Here is a 17,451-nt window from a genome sequence, read left to right on the forward strand (position 1 = left end):
CGCGGTGCATGCGCAGGGCTTGACCCGCCGCTTCGGCGATCTTCTGGCCGTGGACAATGTCGACCTGACCGTGCCGCGCGGGCAGGTGTACGGCTTCCTGGGGCCCAATGGATCCGGAAAGTCGACCACCATCCGCATGCTGTGCGGCCTGCTGGAACCGAGCGCTGGGCAGATCCAGGTGCTGGGGCTGGCGGTTCCCGAGCAGGCCGAAGCACTGCGCCGGCGCATCGGCTACATGACCCAGCGCTTCTCGTTGTATGAGGACCTGTCGGTGCGCGAGAACCTGGAATTCCTCGCCGCCATCCAGGATCTGCCACGCGCGCAGGCCCGGCAGCGGGTCGACGAGCTGCTGGAGCAGTACCATCTCCTGGACCGTCAGCCACAACTGGCCGGAACCCTCAGCGGTGGCCAGAAGCAGCGCCTCGCCCTGGCCGGCGCCGTCGTGCACGCGCCCGAGCTGCTGTTCCTGGACGAGCCGACCAGCGCGGTCGATCCGGAATCGCGCCGTGATTTCTGGGAAGCCCTGTTTGAACTTGCCAACGCCGGTACCACCGTGCTGGTGTCGACCCACTACATGGACGAGGCCGAGCGCTGCCACCGGCTGGCAATCCTGGACCGTGGTGCGCTGGTCGCCGATGGCACGCCGGCTGAGCTGTGCGCACGGCTGGACGGCCGCACGTTGCAGGTCACGTCGTCGCAGCCGCGGCAGGCCAGCCGCGCACTGTCTGAGCTGCCCGGTGTGCTGAGCGTGGCGCAGATCGGCACCCAGCTGCGCGTGCTGTGCAATGAGGGCGCAGCGGACGTCGCAGTGCTGGCCCGTGCACTTGCCAACGCTGACCCGCAGGCCCGTATCCAGACGGTGGCGCCGAACCTGGAAGATGTGTTCGTGGCCGCCACCCGTGGCCGCGGCCGGGAGCCGGCGGGATGAACCTGCGCCGGCTGTGGGCGATCATGCTCAAGGAGCTGCGGCAGCTGCGCCGCGACCGCATCACGCTGGCGATGATCGTTGGCATTCCGGTGATGCAGCTGTTGCTGTTCGGCTATGCGATCAACCTCAACCTGCGTCATCTCGATGCGGGTGTCGCCGATCAGGCCAACAGCGCCGCTTCGCGCGCGCTGGTGCAGGACATGGTGGCCACCGGCGTGATCACGCCGCGCAGCGAAGCCTACACGCCTGCCCAGCTGATGCAGGCGCTGCGCCGTGGCGAGATCAGTGTCGGCATCGTGGTGCCGGCCGACTTCGAGCGTCGCCGCTTCGATGGACGCGAGGCGGTGCAGGTGCTGGTCGATGGCAGCGACACCGTGGTGCAGAGCGCGGCGATCCAGCTGGCGCAGGTGCCGCTGGACACGCGCCCGACCAGCAACACCCGTCCCCTGCGCGAAGGCAGCATCGCCAGTGGTCCGGTCAGCGTGACCAGCTTCTACAACCCGCAGCGGCGCTCGGCGGTGAACATCGTACCGGGCCTGATCGGGGTGATCCTGACCATGACCCTGGTGATGTTCACGGCGGTAGCGGTGGTGCGCGAACGCGAGCGCGGCAACATGGAACTGCTGATCGCCACGCCGGTGTCGCGCAGCGAGCTGATGGTCGGCAAGGTGCTGCCCTATGCGGCCATCGGCCTGCTGCAGACCACGCTGGTGCTGGTGCTGGGCACCTGGCTGTTCCAGGTACCCATTCGCGGCAGCCTGCTGGACATCTATCTGGCCGCGGTGCTGCTGGTGCTGGCCAACCTGGCGCTGGGCCTGCTGATCTCCACGCGTGCGCGCTCGCAGTTCCAGGCGATGCAGATGACGCTGTTCCTGTTCCTGCCGTCGATCCTGCTGTCGGGCTTCATGTTCCCGTTCGCTGGCATGCCGCGGCCGGTGCAGTGGCTGGCCGAGGTGCTGCCGCTGACCCACTTCCTGCGCCTGGTGCGCGGCATCATGCTGCGCGGCGCCTCGTTGTGGGAGCTGTGGCACGACGCGCTGGCGCTGCTGGCCTTCATCGTGGTGATGATGACCCTGGCCATCCTGCGTTTCCGCAAGCGCCTGGATTGAAGGCAGGGGGTCGGATCCCCGCAGGGGCTCCGACCCCAATTTATCGGGCCGGCGGGTCGGAGCCCCTTTGGGGCTCCGACCCGAAGATTCATTCCGTCACCACCCGCGCGCGCAGCGAATTGGTCAGCGCTTCGGTGATCACCACATCCACGAACTGGCCGATCAGGCGCGCCGGCGCCGGGAAGTTCACCGAACGCATGTTCTCGGTCTTGCCGGTCAGCTCGTTCGGGTTCTTGCGCGAGGGCCCTTCCACCAGCACGGTCTGCACGGTGCCGACCATCTTCTCGGAAATGCCGGCGGCATGCGCATTGATGCGCTCCTGCAGGCGCGACAGGCGCGCGTGCTTCTCGGCATCGCTGATTGTGTCCTCCAGGTCCGCGGCCGGCGTGCCGGGGCGGCGTGAATAGATGAAGGAGAAGCTGTGGTCGAAGCCGATGTCCTCGATCAGCTTCATGGTCTTCTCGAAATCGGCGTCGGTCTCGCCGGGGAAGCCGACGATGAAGTCCGAGCTGATCGAGATGTCCGGGCGCACCGCCCGCAGCTTGCGGATCTTCGACTTGAACTCCAGCGCGGTGTAGCCGCGTTTCATCGCCGACAGCACGCGGTCGCTGCCGGCCTGTACCGGCAGGTGCAGGAAGTTGGCCAGCTGTGGCACGTCACGGAACGCATCGATCAGCGAATCGCTGAACTCCAGCGGATGCGAGGTGGTGAAGCGGATGCGGCCGACGCCATCGATCTCGGCGATGGTGCGGATCAGCAGGCCGAGGTCGGCGAACTCACCGTCACCATAGGGCCCGCGATACGCGTTGACGTTCTGCCCGAGCAGGTTGATCTCGCGCACGCCCTGTGCGGCCAGCTGCGCCACCTCCACCACCACGTCCTCGAACGGGCGGCTGACTTCGGTGCCGCGGGTGTAGGGCACCACGCAGAACGAACAGTACTTGGAACAGCCTTCCATGATCGACACGAATGCCGAGGGTCCTTCGGCGCGCGGCTCGGGCAGGCGATCGAATTTCTCGATCTCGGGGAAGCTGATGTCGACCTGCGGGCGCTTCTGTTCGCGGCGTGCGCGGATCAGCTCCGGCAGCCGGTGCAGGGTCTGCGGGCCGAACACCAGGTCGACGAACGGCGCACGCTTGATGATCGCTTCGCCTTCCTGCGAGGCGACGCAGCCGCCGACGCCGATGATGACTTCACGGCCCTTGTTCTTCAGCCCCTTCCACACGCCCAGCTGGCTGAACACCTTCTCCTGCGCCTTCTCGCGGATGGAGCAGGTGTTGACCAGGATGACGTCGGCGTCGTCCGGGCTGTCGGTCAGTTCCAGGCCATCGCTGGCGGCAAGCACGTCGGCCATCTTGGCCGAGTCGTACTCGTTCATCTGGCAACCGTGGGTCTTGATGTACAGCTTGCCTTTCACCTGGTCGGGCTTGCGCGGACCAGCGGGCAGGGCAACGAGGGGGGTACCGCCCGGTGTGGTGGGCGGAAAGACGTCTGGCGTCCCGGTCATGGCGCTTAATCCATTCGGGTGGCGGGAAAGCGGGTAATTCTACCCGCATCCCGCGCCAGCCGCCGCGCCCGTGCAACCGAGCCCATGCCCAGCGTGGCCATCACTGTAGAGCCGAGCCCGTGCTCGGCTGCCTTTGCAAGGCGGAGGAGCAGCCGAGCGTGGGCTCGGCTCTACAAGGGGCCGCTGCTTACGCCGCCAGCTCCGCATCGATCTGCCGCGAACGGTCGAAGGCGGTCATCGCGCTCATCCGTGCGATGTAATCGGCCGTGGCCGGCGCGGGCTGCACCAGGCCGAAGGCCGTGGTCCAGGCCAGCGCATTGCCCCACAGCACGTCGGCGGCGCTCATCGTCTCGCCGAGCAGGTAGGGGCCCTGCGCCAGCTGGGCCTCGATCACCTGCAGCACGGTCTCGGCGTCGTTGTACGGCGACATCAGGCGCGGCGGCGGCTCGCGGTGCATCGCCTTGTCGATCATCGCCGGCTCGAAACAGGCGCCATAGAAGGCCATCCAGCGCAGGTAGGGCCCGCGCAGGGCGTCGCCGATCGGCGGTGCCAGGCCGGCCTCCGGATACAGGTCGGCCAGGTACAGATAGATCGCCACCTGCTCGGTCACCAGCGCACCGTTGTGGACGATCGCCGGCACCTTGCCCATCGGGTTGATGGCCAGGTAGGCCGGGGCCAGGTTGGCGCCCGCCTTCAGGTCCAGCACCTGCATGCGGTAGTCGGCACCCAGTGCTTCGAGCAGGGCCACGGCGCCGCTCGAGCGGGAACGGGCGGCGTGGTACAGGGTGATCTGGCGTGAATTCATGGCATTGCTCCTTGCGGTGGGTGGTGAACTGGAGGCCATCCTGGGGCACTATTGCGGACGACTTCTGTCCTCGATCCTTCATGCGCCATACCGCCCATCGACTGCTGCGCCTGATCGCCCTGCTGCAGGCCCGTCGCCAGTGGTCCGGGGCCGAGCTCGCCGAGCGCATGGGCGTGGACCGGCGCAGCATCCGCCGTGACGTCGAGCGCCTGCGCGAGCTGGGTTATCCGGTCCGGGCCTCGTCCGGGGTTGGCGGCGGCTACCAGCTGGGGGCAGGGGCGCCGGTGCTGCCGATGCTGCTGGACGAGGAGGAGGCGACTACCCTGGCCATCGCCCTGCGCGCGGCCTCTGCGACCGTCGCCGGCATCGACGACACCGCGCGCGGCCTGTTGTCCAAGCTCGATCCGCTGGTGCCGACCCGTCGCCGCCAGCAGGCCGGCGAGGTGCATGCCGCCACCGCCACCCTGTCCGACCTTCCGTCCACCGACGCACGCCTGCTTGGGCAGCTGGCCCAGCACTGCCGGCAGGCGTCACGGCTGGCCTTCGAATACCGCAGTGCCCAGGAAGCGGTGACCCAGCGCGAGGTCGAGGCGCAGCACCTGGTCAACTACGGGCGGCGCTGGTACCTGCTGGCCTGGGACCTGGGCCGGCAGGACTGGCGCACCCTGCGCGTGGACCGGATGGGCGCGGTGCGCGAATGCGCCGAGCCGGGCATGCACCGCCGTACGCCCGCACCGCCGGATGTGATGGTGCGGCAGGCGGTCAGCCAGGCCCCGTTCGCCCTGCAGGCCATCGTCCGCCTGGCCGGCAGCCGCGCCGAGCTGGAAGGCCGCATCCCGCCCTGGTGTGGTGTGCTGGAGGACGATGGGCCCGACCATTGCCTGCTGCGCATGGGCGCCGAGAGCCGCGGCATGATGCTGGCGCAGATCCTCAGCCTGGACCGGGTGCCGGTGGCGGTGTGGACCACGCCGCCGGGCCTGCGCGATGAACTGGCACAGCGCCTGGCCGGATTGGGGCAGGTGCTGGCTGTGCCGCCCGTCACAGGCTGAGCCGCGTCGCTTGGCAAGCCCCGGCGAAGCTGGGACACTCGCCGGCATGAAGGGGATACTGGGGACAACGGCGATCATCATCGCTGCGCTGACCGCTGCGCCGGCCAGCGCGGGCACCCTGTTCAAGTGCCAGGGCGCCGACGGGGTCACCAGCTATGTCAGCAAGCGCCTGGCCGGGGCCCGCTGCAGCGCCATCAGCTACAGCCGCGACCTCCGCCCGGCAACGCGCCCGGTGGTGGCCGCGCCGAAGCCGGCGCCGACCACCGTGGCCAGCATCGAGCGCAACCCGGTGGCGGTGGCGGCCAGCGCTGCGACGCCGGCGGCTGCGCCAGCCGCCGTACCCGCGCCCCCGGTTGCCTCGCGCAGCGGGCGCATGGTCAGCGGCCAGGTCTATTCCTTCATGAAGGACGGCGTGCGCCACTACACCAGTGCGCGCCCGACCCAGGTCGCCAACCTCGGCCCGGTGCGCACCATCCGGTACAGTTTCATGGAGCGCTGCTACGCCTGTGGCGTCAACCCGCGCGTGGACTTCGGTTCGGTGCGGTTGAACACCACCGCGTTCCAGACCGAGATCAGCTCGGCCGCGCGCGAGTTCGGCGTCGACGAAGCCGTGGTGCGCGCCATCATCCACGCCGAGTCGGCCTACAACCCGACCGCGCTCAGCCGCGCCGGCGCGCAGGGCCTGATGCAGCTGATGCCGCCAACCGCGGCCCGTTTCGGAGTCAGCGATTCCTACGATGCCGGGCAGAACATCCGCGGTGGCGTGCAGTATCTTGCGTGGTTGTTGAAGCGTTTCAATGGCGACCTGACCCTGGCCGCGGCTGGCTACAACGCGGGCGAAGGCGCGGTTGACCGCCACGGTGGCGTGCCGCCCTACAGCGAGACCCAGTACTACGTGCGCCGGGTCGGGCAGCTGGCCGAGCGTTACCGCACCGCATTGACGCACCAGTAGTGCCGGCCGCTGGCCGGCAACCTTGGGCAATGGCCGGCACCGACCGGCCACTGGCTGGCAGCCCCGTAATCAATGTTGTTGCAATGCGTTGTGTGGCGCTCGACGGTTCCGCTACACTCGCCCATGATTCAATGCGGCTCTGGCCCCCACCGGATCCGCTGGCAGCCTTAAAGCTACCTAATCAATATCGGAGTGCCGGATGGCCAACGATGGGGTACACGATCCAGTCAACACCGGACGTCGGCGTTTTCTTTCTGCCACCACAGCCGTGGTGGGCGCCGTCGGCGTCGGATTCACCGCTGTTCCTTTCATCAAATCCTGGAACCCCAGTGCCCGTGCCAAGCTTGCCGGCGCACCGGTGGTGGCCGACATCAGCGCCCTGCAGGAAGGCCAACGCCTGATCGTGGAATGGCGTGGCCAGCCGATCTGGATCGTCAAGCGGTCCAAGGCGATCCTCGATGCACTGCACGGGCTCGATGGCCGCCTCAAGGACCCCGAGTCCGGCGAGAAGGACCAGCAGCCGGACTACGTGCTGAAGCAGAACCCCGAGCTGCGCTCGATCAAGCCGGACATTTCCGTGCTGGTCGGCCTGTGCACGCACCTGGGCTGTTCGCCGGAAATGGTCGCCGAGATCCGGCCTGAACCCTATGACCCGCAGTGGAAGGGCGGCTACTTCTGCCCCTGCCACAAGTCGCGCTTCGACATGTCCGGCCGCGTCTTCAAGGACGTGCCGGCGCCGATCAACCTGAAGGTGCCCGCGCACCATTACCAGGACGACAACACCATCATCATCGGTGTCGATCCGCAGGGGGCAGCCTGATGGCCAATATCCTCGCTCGTACCGCCAGCGGCGTGGCCGACTGGGTCAATGCCCGCGCGCCGGGCCTGATGCCGGTCTACCGCAAGCACGTCACCGAGTACTACGCGCCGAAGAACTTCAACATCTGGTACTACTTCGGTTCGCTGGCGCTGCTGGTGCTGGTCAACCAGATCGTCACCGGCATCTTCCTGACGATGCACTACAAGACCAACGCCGCCGAGGCGTTCGGCTCCATCGAATACATCATGCGTGATGTGGAGTGGGGCTGGCTGATCCGCTACATGCACTCCACCGGGGCCTCGCTGTTCTTCATCGTGGTCTACCTGCACATGTTCCGCGGCCTGCTGTACGGCAGTTACCAGAAGCCGCGCGAACTGGTGTGGATCCTGGGCATGCTGATCTACCTGGTGCTGATGGCCGAAGCCTTCATGGGCTACGTGCTGCCGTGGGGCCAGATGTCGTTCTGGGGCGCCAAGGTGATCATTTCGCTGTTCGGCGCGATACCGGTGATCGGCAACGGCCTGACCGAGTGGATCATGGGCGACTACCTGCCCAGTGACGCCACGCTCAACCGCTTCTTCGCGCTGCACGTCATCGCACTGCCGCTGGTGCTGCTGTTGCTGGTGGTGCTGCACCTGGGCGCGCTGCACGAGGTGGGGTCGAACAACCCCGATGGCGTGGAGATCAAGAAGGGGCCCAAGGGCAACCGCTGGTCGCCGAACGCCCCGGCCGACGGCATTCCGTTCCATCCGTACTACACGCTCAAGGATGGCGTCGGTGCCGGCTTCCTGCTGATCATCGCCGCCTTCATCATCTTCTTCGCCCCCGGTTTCGGCGGCCTGTTCCTGGAGCACGACAACTTCACCGAAGCCAACCGCCTGGTGACCCCGGAACACATCAAGCCGGTCTGGTACTACACGCCGTACTACGCGATGTTGCGCGTGGTGCCGAACAAGCTGGGCGGCGTGCTGGTGATGTTCTCGGCCATCGCGATCCTGTTCCTGGTGCCGTGGCTGGACAAGGCGAAGGTGAAATCGGTGCGCTACCGCGGCTGGATCTCGAAGGTGATGCTGGGCGTGCTGGCGGTGTGCTTCGTGTGGCTGGGCGTGATTGGTTCCGGCCCGGGCACCGATGTGCACGAGACCTACATCGGGCGGGTGTTGACCTTCCTGTACTTTGCGTTCTTCATCACCATGCCGCTATGGACAAGGTTGGACAGGACCAAGCCGGTACCGGAGAGGGTGACCACGCATGACTGAGCGCTGGATGGTCCGGCTGGCCCTGGCGGCCACCCTGATGCTGGGCAGTTTCCTGGCCTCCGCCGCCGAAGGCGGCACCCCGCTGCTGCAGGCCGGCAACGACCTCGGTGACCGCGCCTCGCTGCAGCGCGGCGCGCAGCTGTACATGAACTACTGCTCCGGCTGCCACGCATTGAAGTACCTGCGCTATTCGCGGATGGCGCAGGACCTCGGCCTGACCGAGGAAGAGGTGATGAACAACCTCAACTTCACCGGCTCGGCGATCGGCGACCCGATCCCGGTGGCGATGCCCAAGGAGAACGCGGAGAAGTGGTTCGGCAAGATGCCGCCCGATCTCAGCCTGATCTCGCGCGTGCGGGGCAGTGACTGGGTCTACACCTATCTCAAGTCGTTCTATCTGGACAGCAGCCGCCCGCTGGGCTGGAACAACGCGCTGTTCGCCAATGCCTCCATGCCCAACCCGCTGTGGGAGATGCAGGGCCTGCAGCATGCGGTGCACGGCAAGGCGGAAGCGCCTGGCATGGACCCGCCGGTAACCGGCCTGAAAATCGAAACGCCCGGGTCGGTCGATGCCGGCCAGTACGATCAGGCCGTTCGGGACATCACCAACTTCCTCGAATACGCCGGTGAACCGGCCGCGCTCAAGCGCCAGCAGCTGGGCGTATGGGTGATCCTGTTCCTGGCCCTGCTGACGTTCCTGCTGTACCTGCTGAAGAAGGAATACTGGAAGGACGTCCACTGATTCTGCCGCCGGCCATCGCCCGGGCCTATTGGCTTTTGTGATGGTCGGTTGCACACTCGGGGTGGAGTCGACCGCTGGCACGGTGCCGGCGGCGCCGATGCGGCAGGCGGTCTCCTGTCGTGGGAGAGCCTTTGATGGCGGCGAGCGTACGCATGCGCAATACACTGACGCTGTTTTCCTCGAACGACGACGTACTGTGCCACCGGGTACGCCTGGTGCTGGCGGCCAAGGGGGTCACCTTCGACTTTGTCCCGGTCGATCCGCAGAACCCGCCTGAAGACCTGATCGATCTCAATCCGTACCACTCGGTGCCGACCCTGGTCGAGCGCGAGCTGGTGCTGTACGCCGCGTCGGTGGTCAGCGAATACTTGGACGAACGCTACCCGCATCCTCCGCTGATGCCGGTCGATCCGCTCTCGCGTGCGCGTATCCGCTTGGCCATGCTGCGCATCGAGCACGACTGGGTACCGCAGGTGCAGGCCATCCAGCTGGGCAACAAGACCCAGGCCGAGGCCGGCCGCAAGCGCCTGAAGGAACTGCTGACCGCCTCGCTGCCGCTGTTCAAGGCCAGCAAGTTCTTCCTCAATCCGGAAATGAGCCTGGCCGACTGTGCAATGGCACCGATCATCTGGCGCCTGCAGTCGCTGGACGTGCCGCTGCCGAAGGACGGCAAGGCGATCGAGGACTACGGCAACCGCATCTTCCGTCACCCGGGTTTCGTCCGCAGCCTGACCGACCAGGAAAAGAAGCTGCGCGATCTGCCGGTCTGATCCGACCTTGCGTAACCCGTCTGCACGCCGACCGGCGTGCAGGCGATCCGCCCCGGCGGGGCGCCGGGCGCGTACACTTCACGCATGACCGAAGACTTCTTCCACATGACCAGCCACCGCCCGTACCTGCTGCGGGCGCTGGTGGAATGGATCAACGACAACCAGCTGACCCCGCACATCCTGGTCGACGCCGGCGTCCCCGGCGTGCAGGTGCCGCCTTCGGCGGTCAAGGATGGCCGGGTCGTGCTCAACATCGCCGAACGCGCCGTCGTGCGGCTGATGATCGACAACGAAATGGTGAGCTTCTCGGCCCGCTTCTCCGGCACCAGCTACCCGGTGCAGGTACCGATCAGCGCCGTGCTGGCGGTCTATGCCCGCGAGACCGGGCAGGGCATGGCGCTGCCGGATGACATTCCGGGCAGCGAGACCGCGCCGACCAGTGACGAACTGCTGCACGAGGACGGCACGCCGCCGGACGATACGCCACCGGCCAGTCCGCCGCCCAAGGGCCGCCCGAACCTGCGCGTGGTCAAGTAACCATTCCGACGCCGCCCCGATGGGCGGCGTCTTCCTTTGCAGGTTTTACCGGTGGGTGCCGGAATTGTGTGGGTGCCGACCGTTGGTCGGCACACCTTCAGTTCTTACACATCCTCGGCATCCTCCACATCCGGCCGGATCTGGCTGATCCGCGCGGCACCGGGGCCGGTGAACGAGATCAGCTGGTCGCCGCGCAGCACCATGCGGCCCACGTGGCGATCGATGCCATCGTAGGAATACTCGAACTTGAAGGTGCGCTCGAAACCGAGCCGTCCGTCCTCGCCACGCGACAGTCGCAGGCCGGTGGCATGTACCGCCTGATCCAGCCACTGCACGTCGGCAGCGCGGCAGGCATTGCGGCCCAGCTCGACCGCGCGCTCGGCGGCCGAACGCGCCGCATTCCAGAAGAAATAGATGATTCCGCCGGCAATCAGCAACAACAGCAGGGTGGGCATGGCGTCAGCCGTCAGAGGTGGATCCGGCAAAGATGGCGGCGAACGCGCGCTGGATCAAGCGCTGCACTCACCGCCGTGGCTGCGGTTCGCTGGACATCGGTGATGCGGGCACGTTAGACGGCGCCGTCGCCGGCACCGTCTGCATCGGCGCGGCGGAGGGCGAAGGCATCACCAATGGCGCGGTCGCCGTCAGCTGCAGCAGCGCTGCCCAGTCCTGGCGGTTGAAGCTGCATTCGTCCTCGCGGCCCGGCGTGCAGCTGGGCTCGATGCCGGTGCTGTTGCGTTCGCGCGCCGGCGGCAGCTTGATCAACCCGGTGCGGTCCAGCGGCAGCAGTCGCATCGCCACCGTGTTCATCACGTTGCCGCCCACCAGGTACAGGGTCTGGTCGCCCCCCAGGTTGGCGGCCACCACTACTTCGCAATGTGATTTCCAGTGGCCCACCGAACCGTTGCCCAGTGCCTGCACCAGCCCACTGTAGCTGAGCGTGGTGCTGCGATCGCGCAGGAAGCACAGCAGGTCGCCCGGTGCGGGCTTTGCGGTCGCGGGATCGACCAGCCGGTACGGCACGCCCGAGGGTCCGCCCTGGTACGCGGCACGGATGTAGTCGATGTGGCGTGGCGACGCGTTGAAGCCGGGGACGCCGGACTGCACCATCACCCAGGAAATGAACGCGGCCGACCACGGGTTGTCGATCAGGAAGGTGCGGCAGTCGCTGTCGGTGTAGCGCGTGCCCAGTGGTGCCAGACAGCTGCTGGCGCCGGCGATGCTGCCCATCGCGTTGAGCGTGCCGCTGTTGCGCCAGTAGCCGGCCACGCGTTGCCAGGCAATCAGCCCGTTGTCGGTCAGATGTTCGTTCTCAGCCTCGGTGACACTCAGGCTCGCCGCGCGGCCATCGCGATCGATGAAAGGCCGGAACCAGAGCCGGTGTTCATTGCAGGCAGTATTGCGGATGGCCACCGCCAATGGGCTCAGGCCGAAACGCGGTGGCACATCGCAGGCTTCGGCCGCCGCTGCGGACAGGGGGGCCGCGGCCAGCAGCAGACAGGCAGGCAAGAGCATCCGGCGCATGCGCGGCTCCTGTGGGGGATGCCGGCAGCGTCGCAGAGGCGGCCGTAGCCGAGCCGTGAAGGCGTCCCGGGTCGTGTAGAGCCGAGCCCATGCTCGGCTCATAGCGCGAAGCGCGCGCAGGGCGTGCCGCAAATCGACAAGCAGCCGAGCGTAGGCTCGGCTCTACAAGTCCTGCAGGCCTCAGCCCGGCGGTGGGCCGAGCTTCAACGACAGATCGATGGCCTGCACGTGCTTGGTCAGGCCGCCGATGGAGATGCAGTCGACGCCATCCTCGGCGATCGAGCGCAGGCCACCCAGGCCGACGCTGCCGGACACTTCCAGCGGAATGCGGCCGGCCGTGATGCGTACCGCCTCGCGGCGCAGGTCGGGGCTGAAGTCGTCCAGCAGGATGCGTTCGCAACCAGCGTCGAGCGCCTGGCGCAGCTGCGCCAGATCCTCGACCTCGACCACCAGCGGCAGCGCAGGCCACTGCCGGCGTGCGCCCGCCACGGCGTCGGCCAGTGAACCGGCAGCGCGGATGTGGTTTTCCTTCAGCATCACCGTGTCGTACAGGCCGAAACGATGGTTCTCGCCACCGCCGCAGCGCACCGCGTACTTCTGAGCCAGGCGCAGGCCGGGCAGGGTCTTGCGGGTGTCGAGGATGCGCGTGCCGGTACCGGCCACCGCCGCCACGTAGCGGGCGGTGGTGGTTGCCGTACCGGACAGCGTCTGCAGGAAGTTGAGCGAGGTGCGTTCGGCGCTGACCAGGCTGCGGCTGCGCCCATGCAGCAGGGCCAGCACGGTGCCTGCGGTAACCGCGTCGCCGTCGGAAACCTGCCATTCGATGCGTACGTCCGGGTCGAGCGCGCGGTGGGTGGCGTCGAACCAGGGGCGGCCGGCGATCACCCCGTCCTGCTTGCACAGCAGGTAGGCGCTGTCGGCCTGGTCGGGCAGCAGGGCGGCGGTGACATCACCGCTGCCCAGGTCCTCGGCCAGTGCACGCGCGACATCGGCGGCGACAACGGCCGCATCCGGCGTCGGCAGCGTGCTCATGCGGTCGGGAAATCGGCGATCTGGGCGGTCGGGATGGCTTCCTCGGCCAGCAGCACCGGGATGCCGTCGTCGACGCGGAAGACCTGCTTGCGGTCGCGGGTGACCAGCGCTTCGCGCAGCGGCTGCGCCAGCGGGTTGCCATCGGCCTTGTTCACCGCGCCGGCGGAAATGGCCTTGTTGAGGGCTTCCAGGCCCTTGCCATCCAGCAGGGACAGGGGCTGGCGGGTGTCAGGCGACACCAGCAGGTCGAGCAGCTTGCGATCCATGGTTCTTCGTCTTGCGTGGAAGATGGCTAGAATACGTCTTTAAGGCAGGTGACGGCCAATGACCCCCAACCCGATCGCGCCGCTTGTCGGCATCGTCATGGGTTCCCGTTCCGACTGGGAAACCATGCAGCACGCCGCCCAGAAGCTTGAAGCCCTGGGTGTTCCGTTCGAAGTGAAGGTGGTGTCCGCGCATCGGACGCCGGATGTGTTGTTCAGTTACGCCGAGCAGGCGGGCCCGCGTGGCCTGCGCGCGATCATCGCCGGTGCCGGCGGGGCCGCCCACCTGCCAGGCATGATCGCCGCCAAGACCGCCGTGCCGGTGCTGGGCGTGCCGGTGCAGTCCAAGGCCCTCAACGGCATGGATTCGCTGCTGTCGATCGTGCAGATGCCGGCCGGTATCCCGGTCGCCACCTTCGCCATCGGCAATGCCGGCGCGTCCAACGCGGCGCTGTTCGCCGCCGCGATGCTGGCCAGCGACCAGCCGGCGATCGGCCAGGCGCTCGACGCCTTCCGTGCACGCCAGACCGAAGACGTGATGGCCCACGACGATCCGCGCCAATGAGCCTGACCGTCGGCATCCTGGGCGGCGGCCAGCTCGCCCGCATGATGGTCCTGGCCGGTGCGCCGCTGGGGCTGCGCTTCGAACTGTATGACCCGGCGGCCGACGCCTGCAGCGGCCCGCTGGCGCCGCTCACCGTCGGTGCCTTCGACGACCGCCAGGCGCTGGCGGACTTCGCTGCCAAGGTCGATGTGGTCACCTTCGATTTCGAGAATGTGCCCGCCGACAGTGCACAGTTCCTGGCCGACCGCGTGCCGGTCTACCCGCCGCCGACCGCGCTGGCGGTGGCCCAGGACCGGTTGAGCGAGAAGACCCTGTTCCAGCAGCTGGGCATCCCGCTGCCGGCCTTCGCTGATATCCGCAGCCGCGACGAGCTGGCGGCGAAGGCCGCCGAATTCGGCCTGCCGTGCATCCTCAAGACCCGCCGCCTGGGCTACGACGGCAAGGGCCAGTTCCGCCTGCGCAGCGAAGCCGACATTGATGCCGCCTGGGATGCGCTGGGTGCACAGGTCGAGCGCACCGGACTGATCCTGGAGGGCTTCGTGGCCTTCCAGCGCGAGGTCAGCGTGGTGGCCGTGCGTGGCCGCGATGGCAGTTTCGAAGCCTGGCCGATCACCGGCAACTGGCATGTCGACGGTGTGCTGTCGGCCAGCGTGGCCCCGGCCGTGCTGTCCGCCGCCGAGCAGCAGGCAGCCATCGGCTATGCACGCTGTGTCGCCGAACACCTGCAGTACGTCGGCGTGTTCGCGCTGGAACTGTTCTGCCGCGATGGCGAGCTGCTGGCCAACGAGATGGCGCCACGCGTGCACAACTCCGGGCACTGGACCATCGAAGGCAGCGAGACCTCGCAGTTCGAGAACCACCTGCGCGCCGTGCTGGGCCTGCCGCTGGGCAGCACCCGCATGCTCGGCCATGCCTGCATGCTGAATTGGCTGGGCCGGATGCCCGACCCGTTGCCGGTGCTGGCCCAGGCCAGTGGCCACTGGCATGACTATGGCAAGGAGTCGCGCGAAGGCCGCAAGGTCGGCCATGCCACATTGCGCGATGACGATGCCGCAGCACTGGCCGACGCGTTGGACCAGGTGGGCCTGGAACTGGACCGCCAGGCCCAGGTGGCACCGGCGGTGCACGCGCTGCGCAACCGCTGAACGCGGGCGTGCCGGCGTGCTGCCGGCAGACGCCTGTATGGCTGCAACGGTGTGGCGCACCGGTGCAGCCATCGGCGCAACATTCCCGGTGGTAGCGTGGAGCTCCTTTCACAGGAGTCACGACCATGCTCGACTGGAATGCCTACCGCAAGGAACTGAAGGGCCGCATCGGCGAGATCGGCAAGCTCTCGCCGGATACGGTCAAGGGCTACGCCACCCTGGCCAATGCCGGTGCCCAGACCAACCACCTGGATGCCAAGACCCGGGAGTTGATCGCGCTGGCGGTGGCGGTGACCACCCGCTGTGACGGCTGCATCACCGTGCACGTGGACGCGGCGCTGAAGCATGGCGCCAGCCGCGAGGAAATCGCCGAGGCGCTGGGCGTGGCGGTCTCGCTCAACGCCGGCGCCGCGCTGGTGTACTCGGCGCGGGTGATGGATGCGGTGGCCGCGCACGAGAGCGCATGAAGCTTCATCTGTAGAGCCGAGGCCATGCTCGGCTGCTGTCCGGCCAGCCGAGCATGGGCTCGGCTCTACAGGGGGTCAGCGCAGCTGGCTCTCGGCGAATTCCCAGTTGACCATCTGCCAGAACGCGTCCAGGTAACGCGCGCGGTCATTCTGGTAGTCGGTGTAGTACGCGTGCTCCCACACGTCGCAGCACAGCAGCGGGGTGCTGTCGCCGGTCAGGGGCGTGCCGGCGTTGCGGGTGGCCTGGATGCCCAGCTGGCCCCCCGGGTGCTGCACCAGCCACACCCAGCCCGAGCCGAACAGGCCCAGTGCAGTGCGGTTGAATTCCTCGCGCAGGCGCTGCGCGTCACCGAACTGGCGCTTGACCAGTTCGCCCAGCCGGCCCTGCGGTTCGCCGCCGCCGCGCGGGCGCAGGCACTGCCAGTAGAAACCGTGGTTCCAGGCCTGGGCGGCCGCATCGAACAGCGTGCCCTGGGCATGGCGCACGATCTCTTCCAGCGACGCCTCCTCCCACTCGGTGCCGAGGGTGCCGGCGTTGACCGCGTCGACATAGTCGCGGTGGTGGCGGCCGTGATGCAGTTCCACGGTCTGCGCGGACAGGTGGGGCTGCAGGGAGCCGGAGAGGTAGGGCAGGGCGGGCAATTCGACGGGCATGTGCAGGTTCGTGGCCAGGGGACGACGGCAGCCTGTTCCATCCGCTTACAATGGCGGCTACCGTGGGCAGTCTAGCCGACCATCACGGTCGGGTTGTCCGGCGAAGCAAGGAGTGTGGTTGTGGCGGTAATGCAGCAAATCCAGGCCGAGGTCGATCGTTACCCGCTCGTGCTGTTCATGAAGGGTACCCCGCAGTACCCGATGTGCGGCTTTTCCAGCCGCGCCGTGCAGGCGTTGATGGCTGCCGGCGCCGTCAGCCTGCGCACCGTCAACGTGCTCGAAGAACCGGAGATCCGCGCCAACCTGCCGCGCTTCTCCAACCTGCCGACCTTCCCGCAGCTGTTCATCAACGGCGAGTTGATCGGCGGCTGCGACATCGTCATGGAACTGTTTGAATCCGGCGAGCTCAAGCGCATCGTCGAAGAGGCGACCCAGGGATGAGTGCCTGGCCGTCGACGTCACCGACTGACGGGGCGCTCGATGGCCGCCCGCTGCAGGACCGCGTGGTGCTGGTTGCCGGTGCCGGCGGCGGGCTGGGTAGTGCGGCGGCGATTGCCGCTGCGGCGGCCGGGGCTACCGTGGTCCTGCTGGGGCGCAAGCCGCGCCGGCTGGACCGGGTCTATGCCCAGGTCCAGGCGGTCGGCCCGGAACCCCTGCTGTACCCGATGGACCTGGAGGGTGCCGGCCCCGATGACTATGCCGAACTGGCCCAGGCCCTGCAGCGTGAGCTGGGGCGGCTGGATGGCCTGCTGGTCTGCGCCGCGCATTTCCCCGGCCTGACCCCGTTCGAGCTGGCCGACCCGGCCAGTTTCGCCCGTGCGGTCCATGTCACCCTGACCGCCCCGGCCTGGCTGGCCCAGGCCTGCCTGCCGCTGCTGCGGCAGCGCGAGGATGCTGCCCTGGTGTTCGCGGTCGATGCCCCCGAACGGGTGGGGCAGGCCTACTGGGGCGGGTATGGCGTGGCCCAGCACGGCCTGCGTGGCCTGATCGCGAGCCTGCACGATGAGCTGGGCCGCAGCCCGGTCCGGGTCAGTGGCCTGTACCCGGGGCCCCTGCGCACGGCCCTGCGCGCCCGCGCCTATTCCGTCGACCAGGACCCGGCCGCGCAAGGGCCCGAAGCGGCCGCCGCTGCGGCCGTCACCCTGTTGTCCCGGGCCGGCCATGCCTGGCGGGGGACGATTCTCGATGCCAGCGAGGCAGTTCCCCGCGAGTGAGCCCCGGGGAAAGGCGGAGTGAAGAACCCGTCACGATTGCGTTGCGAACCGGTGCCGTTTGTCGCACAACCGTCACATTGATGGCGTAGCGTGTTAATCTAGTGTTAAC

At 67.7% G+C, this 17,451-nt stretch carries 21 protein-coding genes; 14 read left to right on the forward strand and 7 right to left on the reverse strand.

Going from position 1 to position 17,451, the window contains the following annotated elements; genetic code table 11:
• Positions 1-4 precede the first annotated feature (4 nt).
• On the forward strand, positions 5-928 hold the full coding sequence (locus tag AC5P7A_RS05455) for an ABC transporter ATP-binding protein (RefSeq protein ID WP_111205946.1): 924 nt from the start codon (positions 5-7) through the stop codon (positions 926-928).
• The gene (locus AC5P7A_RS05460; protein WP_032960915.1) at positions 925-2,037 is read left to right on the forward strand and encodes an ABC transporter permease; all 1,113 of its coding nucleotides are present in this window, start codon (positions 925-927) and stop codon (positions 2,035-2,037) included. The genes AC5P7A_RS05455 and AC5P7A_RS05460 overlap by 4 nt, the downstream gene beginning before the upstream one ends.
• 88 nt (positions 2,038-2,125) lie before the next feature.
• Here AC5P7A_RS05460 and miaB read toward each other — a convergent pair whose 3' ends face one another.
• Both miaB and AC5P7A_RS05470 read right to left on the reverse strand, forming a co-directional pair.
• Positions 2,126-3,544, reverse strand: coding sequence for a tRNA (N6-isopentenyl adenosine(37)-C2)-methylthiotransferase MiaB (gene miaB / locus AC5P7A_RS05465; RefSeq protein WP_111205947.1), 1,419 nt, complete (start codon positions 3,542-3,544; stop codon positions 2,126-2,128).
• Positions 3,545-3,731: 187 nt separating this feature from the next.
• Entirely contained in the window at positions 3,732-4,349 is a 618-nt protein-coding gene (locus tag AC5P7A_RS05470) for a glutathione S-transferase family protein (RefSeq protein WP_014646578.1), read from the reverse strand.
• A gap of 80 nt (positions 4,350-4,429) precedes the next feature.
• Here AC5P7A_RS05470 and AC5P7A_RS05475 point away from each other — a divergent pair, with 80 nt between their 5' ends.
• From AC5P7A_RS05475 to AC5P7A_RS05505, 7 genes are all read left to right on the forward strand, one after another.
• Positions 4,430-5,398 carry a helix-turn-helix transcriptional regulator gene (locus tag AC5P7A_RS05475; protein ID WP_014646579.1) on the forward strand — a complete coding sequence of 323 codons (969 nt, stop codon included), beginning with the start codon at positions 4,430-4,432 and terminating at the stop codon, positions 5,396-5,398.
• 46 nt (positions 5,399-5,444) lie between these two features.
• Positions 5,445-6,350, forward strand: coding sequence for a lytic transglycosylase domain-containing protein (locus tag AC5P7A_RS05480; protein WP_495219940.1), 906 nt, complete (start codon positions 5,445-5,447; stop codon positions 6,348-6,350).
• A 199-nt stretch (positions 6,351-6,549) separates the two neighbouring features.
• Positions 6,550-7,170: a ubiquinol-cytochrome c reductase iron-sulfur subunit gene (petA, locus tag AC5P7A_RS05485; RefSeq protein WP_004151998.1), complete on the forward strand. Its 621-nt coding sequence runs from the start codon at positions 6,550-6,552 to the stop codon at positions 7,168-7,170.
• A complete protein-coding gene (locus AC5P7A_RS05490) occupies positions 7,170-8,429 on the forward strand; it encodes a cytochrome b (protein ID WP_014646581.1) in 1,260 nt (419 codons plus the stop codon). The genes petA and AC5P7A_RS05490 overlap by 1 nt, the downstream gene beginning before the upstream one ends.
• Entirely contained in the window at positions 8,422-9,171 is a 750-nt protein-coding gene (locus tag AC5P7A_RS05495; protein ID WP_032960911.1) for a cytochrome c1, read from the forward strand. Before AC5P7A_RS05490 ends, AC5P7A_RS05495 begins: the two co-directional genes overlap by 8 nt.
• Positions 9,172-9,305: 134 nt before the next feature.
• Complete coding sequence (locus tag AC5P7A_RS05500; RefSeq protein ID WP_005408842.1) at positions 9,306-9,941, forward strand: glutathione S-transferase N-terminal domain-containing protein; 636 nt, start codon at positions 9,306-9,308, stop codon at positions 9,939-9,941.
• Between the two features lie 84 nt (positions 9,942-10,025).
• Positions 10,026-10,478: a ClpXP protease specificity-enhancing factor gene (locus tag AC5P7A_RS05505; protein WP_014646584.1), complete on the forward strand. Its 453-nt coding sequence runs from the start codon at positions 10,026-10,028 to the stop codon at positions 10,476-10,478.
• Positions 10,479-10,582: 104 nt separating this feature from the next.
• On the opposite strand, the gene AC5P7A_RS05510 is transcribed toward AC5P7A_RS05505, so the two are convergent.
• The 4 genes from AC5P7A_RS05510 to AC5P7A_RS05525 form a co-directional block, all read right to left on the reverse strand.
• On the reverse strand, positions 10,583-10,933 hold the full coding sequence (locus AC5P7A_RS05510; protein WP_005415950.1) for a DUF3301 domain-containing protein: 351 nt from the start codon (positions 10,931-10,933) through the stop codon (positions 10,583-10,585).
• A gap of 67 nt (positions 10,934-11,000) precedes the next feature.
• Positions 11,001-12,002: a DUF2272 domain-containing protein gene (locus AC5P7A_RS05515; protein ID WP_111205951.1), complete on the reverse strand. Its 1,002-nt coding sequence runs from the start codon at positions 12,000-12,002 to the stop codon at positions 11,001-11,003.
• Between the two features lie 180 nt (positions 12,003-12,182).
• Complete coding sequence (nadC, locus tag AC5P7A_RS05520; RefSeq protein WP_014646586.1) at positions 12,183-13,034, reverse strand: carboxylating nicotinate-nucleotide diphosphorylase; 852 nt, start codon at positions 13,032-13,034, stop codon at positions 12,183-12,185.
• Entirely contained in the window at positions 13,031-13,300 is a 270-nt protein-coding gene (locus AC5P7A_RS05525) for a Trm112 family protein (RefSeq protein ID WP_014036599.1), read from the reverse strand. The genes nadC and AC5P7A_RS05525 overlap by 4 nt, the downstream gene beginning before the upstream one ends.
• 58 nt (positions 13,301-13,358) lie before the next feature.
• Here AC5P7A_RS05525 and purE point away from each other — a divergent pair, with 58 nt between their 5' ends.
• From purE to AC5P7A_RS05540, 3 genes are all read left to right on the forward strand, one after another.
• A complete protein-coding gene (purE, locus tag AC5P7A_RS05530) occupies positions 13,359-13,862 on the forward strand; it encodes a 5-(carboxyamino)imidazole ribonucleotide mutase (RefSeq protein ID WP_005412808.1) in 504 nt (167 codons plus the stop codon).
• The gene (locus AC5P7A_RS05535; protein WP_329768054.1) at positions 13,859-15,007 is read left to right on the forward strand and encodes a 5-(carboxyamino)imidazole ribonucleotide synthase; all 1,149 of its coding nucleotides are present in this window, start codon (positions 13,859-13,861) and stop codon (positions 15,005-15,007) included. The genes purE and AC5P7A_RS05535 overlap by 4 nt, the downstream gene beginning before the upstream one ends.
• Positions 15,008-15,132: 125 nt before the next feature.
• Positions 15,133-15,474 (forward strand): carboxymuconolactone decarboxylase family protein, encoded by a 342-nt coding sequence (locus tag AC5P7A_RS05540; protein WP_004152082.1) that lies wholly within the window; start codon positions 15,133-15,135, stop codon positions 15,472-15,474.
• Between the two features lie 75 nt (positions 15,475-15,549).
• Here AC5P7A_RS05540 and AC5P7A_RS05545 read toward each other — a convergent pair whose 3' ends face one another.
• Positions 15,550-16,128: a superoxide dismutase gene (locus tag AC5P7A_RS05545; protein ID WP_111205952.1), complete on the reverse strand. Its 579-nt coding sequence runs from the start codon at positions 16,126-16,128 to the stop codon at positions 15,550-15,552.
• A gap of 120 nt (positions 16,129-16,248) precedes the next feature.
• Here AC5P7A_RS05545 and grxD point away from each other — a divergent pair, with 120 nt between their 5' ends.
• The gene (gene grxD, locus AC5P7A_RS05550; protein WP_111205953.1) at positions 16,249-16,569 is read left to right on the forward strand and encodes a Grx4 family monothiol glutaredoxin; all 321 of its coding nucleotides are present in this window, start codon (positions 16,249-16,251) and stop codon (positions 16,567-16,569) included.
• Positions 16,566-17,342, forward strand: a complete 777-nt coding sequence (locus tag AC5P7A_RS05555) for an SDR family NAD(P)-dependent oxidoreductase (RefSeq protein WP_111205954.1) — start codon at positions 16,566-16,568, stop codon at positions 17,340-17,342. Before grxD ends, AC5P7A_RS05555 begins: the two co-directional genes overlap by 4 nt.
• Positions 17,343-17,451 lie beyond the last annotated feature (109 nt).

This window comes from Stenotrophomonas sp. YJH_SMC_65 (genome assembly GCF_059369475.1).

Excerpts from the sequence above, each read along its gene's own strand:
- AC5P7A_RS05525 (WP_014036599.1), bottom strand. The coding sequence starts at position 13,300 with ATGGATCGCAAGCTGCTCGACCTGCTGGTGTCGCCTGACACCCGCCAG.
- AC5P7A_RS05470 (WP_014646578.1), bottom strand. The coding sequence starts at position 4,349 with ATGAATTCACGCCAGATCACCCTGTACCACGCCGCCCGTTCCCGCTCG.
- AC5P7A_RS05505 (WP_014646584.1), top strand. The coding sequence starts at position 10,026 with ATGACCGAAGACTTCTTCCACATGACCAGCCACCGCCCGTACCTGCTG.
- AC5P7A_RS05460 (WP_032960915.1), top strand. The coding sequence starts at position 925 with ATGAACCTGCGCCGGCTGTGGGCGATCATGCTCAAGGAGCTGCGGCAG.
- AC5P7A_RS05555 (WP_111205954.1), top strand. The coding sequence starts at position 16,566 with ATGAGTGCCTGGCCGTCGACGTCACCGACTGACGGGGCGCTCGATGGC.
- AC5P7A_RS05535 (WP_329768054.1), top strand. The coding sequence starts at position 13,859 with ATGAGCCTGACCGTCGGCATCCTGGGCGGCGGCCAGCTCGCCCGCATG.
- AC5P7A_RS05510 (WP_005415950.1), bottom strand. The coding sequence starts at position 10,933 with ATGCCCACCCTGCTGTTGTTGCTGATTGCCGGCGGAATCATCTATTTC.
- petA (WP_004151998.1), top strand. The coding sequence starts at position 6,550 with ATGGCCAACGATGGGGTACACGATCCAGTCAACACCGGACGTCGGCGT.
- AC5P7A_RS05540 (WP_004152082.1), top strand. The coding sequence starts at position 15,133 with ATGCTCGACTGGAATGCCTACCGCAAGGAACTGAAGGGCCGCATCGGC.
- AC5P7A_RS05515 (WP_111205951.1), bottom strand. The coding sequence starts at position 12,002 with ATGCGCCGGATGCTCTTGCCTGCCTGTCTGCTGCTGGCCGCGGCCCCC.
- AC5P7A_RS05495 (WP_032960911.1), top strand. The coding sequence starts at position 8,422 with ATGACTGAGCGCTGGATGGTCCGGCTGGCCCTGGCGGCCACCCTGATG.
- AC5P7A_RS05475 (WP_014646579.1), top strand. The coding sequence starts at position 4,430 with ATGCGCCATACCGCCCATCGACTGCTGCGCCTGATCGCCCTGCTGCAG.
- purE (WP_005412808.1), top strand. The coding sequence starts at position 13,359 with ATGACCCCCAACCCGATCGCGCCGCTTGTCGGCATCGTCATGGGTTCC.
- AC5P7A_RS05490 (WP_014646581.1), top strand. The coding sequence starts at position 7,170 with ATGGCCAATATCCTCGCTCGTACCGCCAGCGGCGTGGCCGACTGGGTC.
- AC5P7A_RS05545 (WP_111205952.1), bottom strand. The coding sequence starts at position 16,128 with ATGCCCGTCGAATTGCCCGCCCTGCCCTACCTCTCCGGCTCCCTGCAG.
- miaB (WP_111205947.1), bottom strand. The coding sequence starts at position 3,544 with ATGACCGGGACGCCAGACGTCTTTCCGCCCACCACACCGGGCGGTACC.
- nadC (WP_014646586.1), bottom strand. The coding sequence starts at position 13,034 with ATGAGCACGCTGCCGACGCCGGATGCGGCCGTTGTCGCCGCCGATGTC.
- AC5P7A_RS05480 (WP_495219940.1), top strand. The coding sequence starts at position 5,445 with ATGAAGGGGATACTGGGGACAACGGCGATCATCATCGCTGCGCTGACC.
- AC5P7A_RS05500 (WP_005408842.1), top strand. The coding sequence starts at position 9,306 with ATGGCGGCGAGCGTACGCATGCGCAATACACTGACGCTGTTTTCCTCG.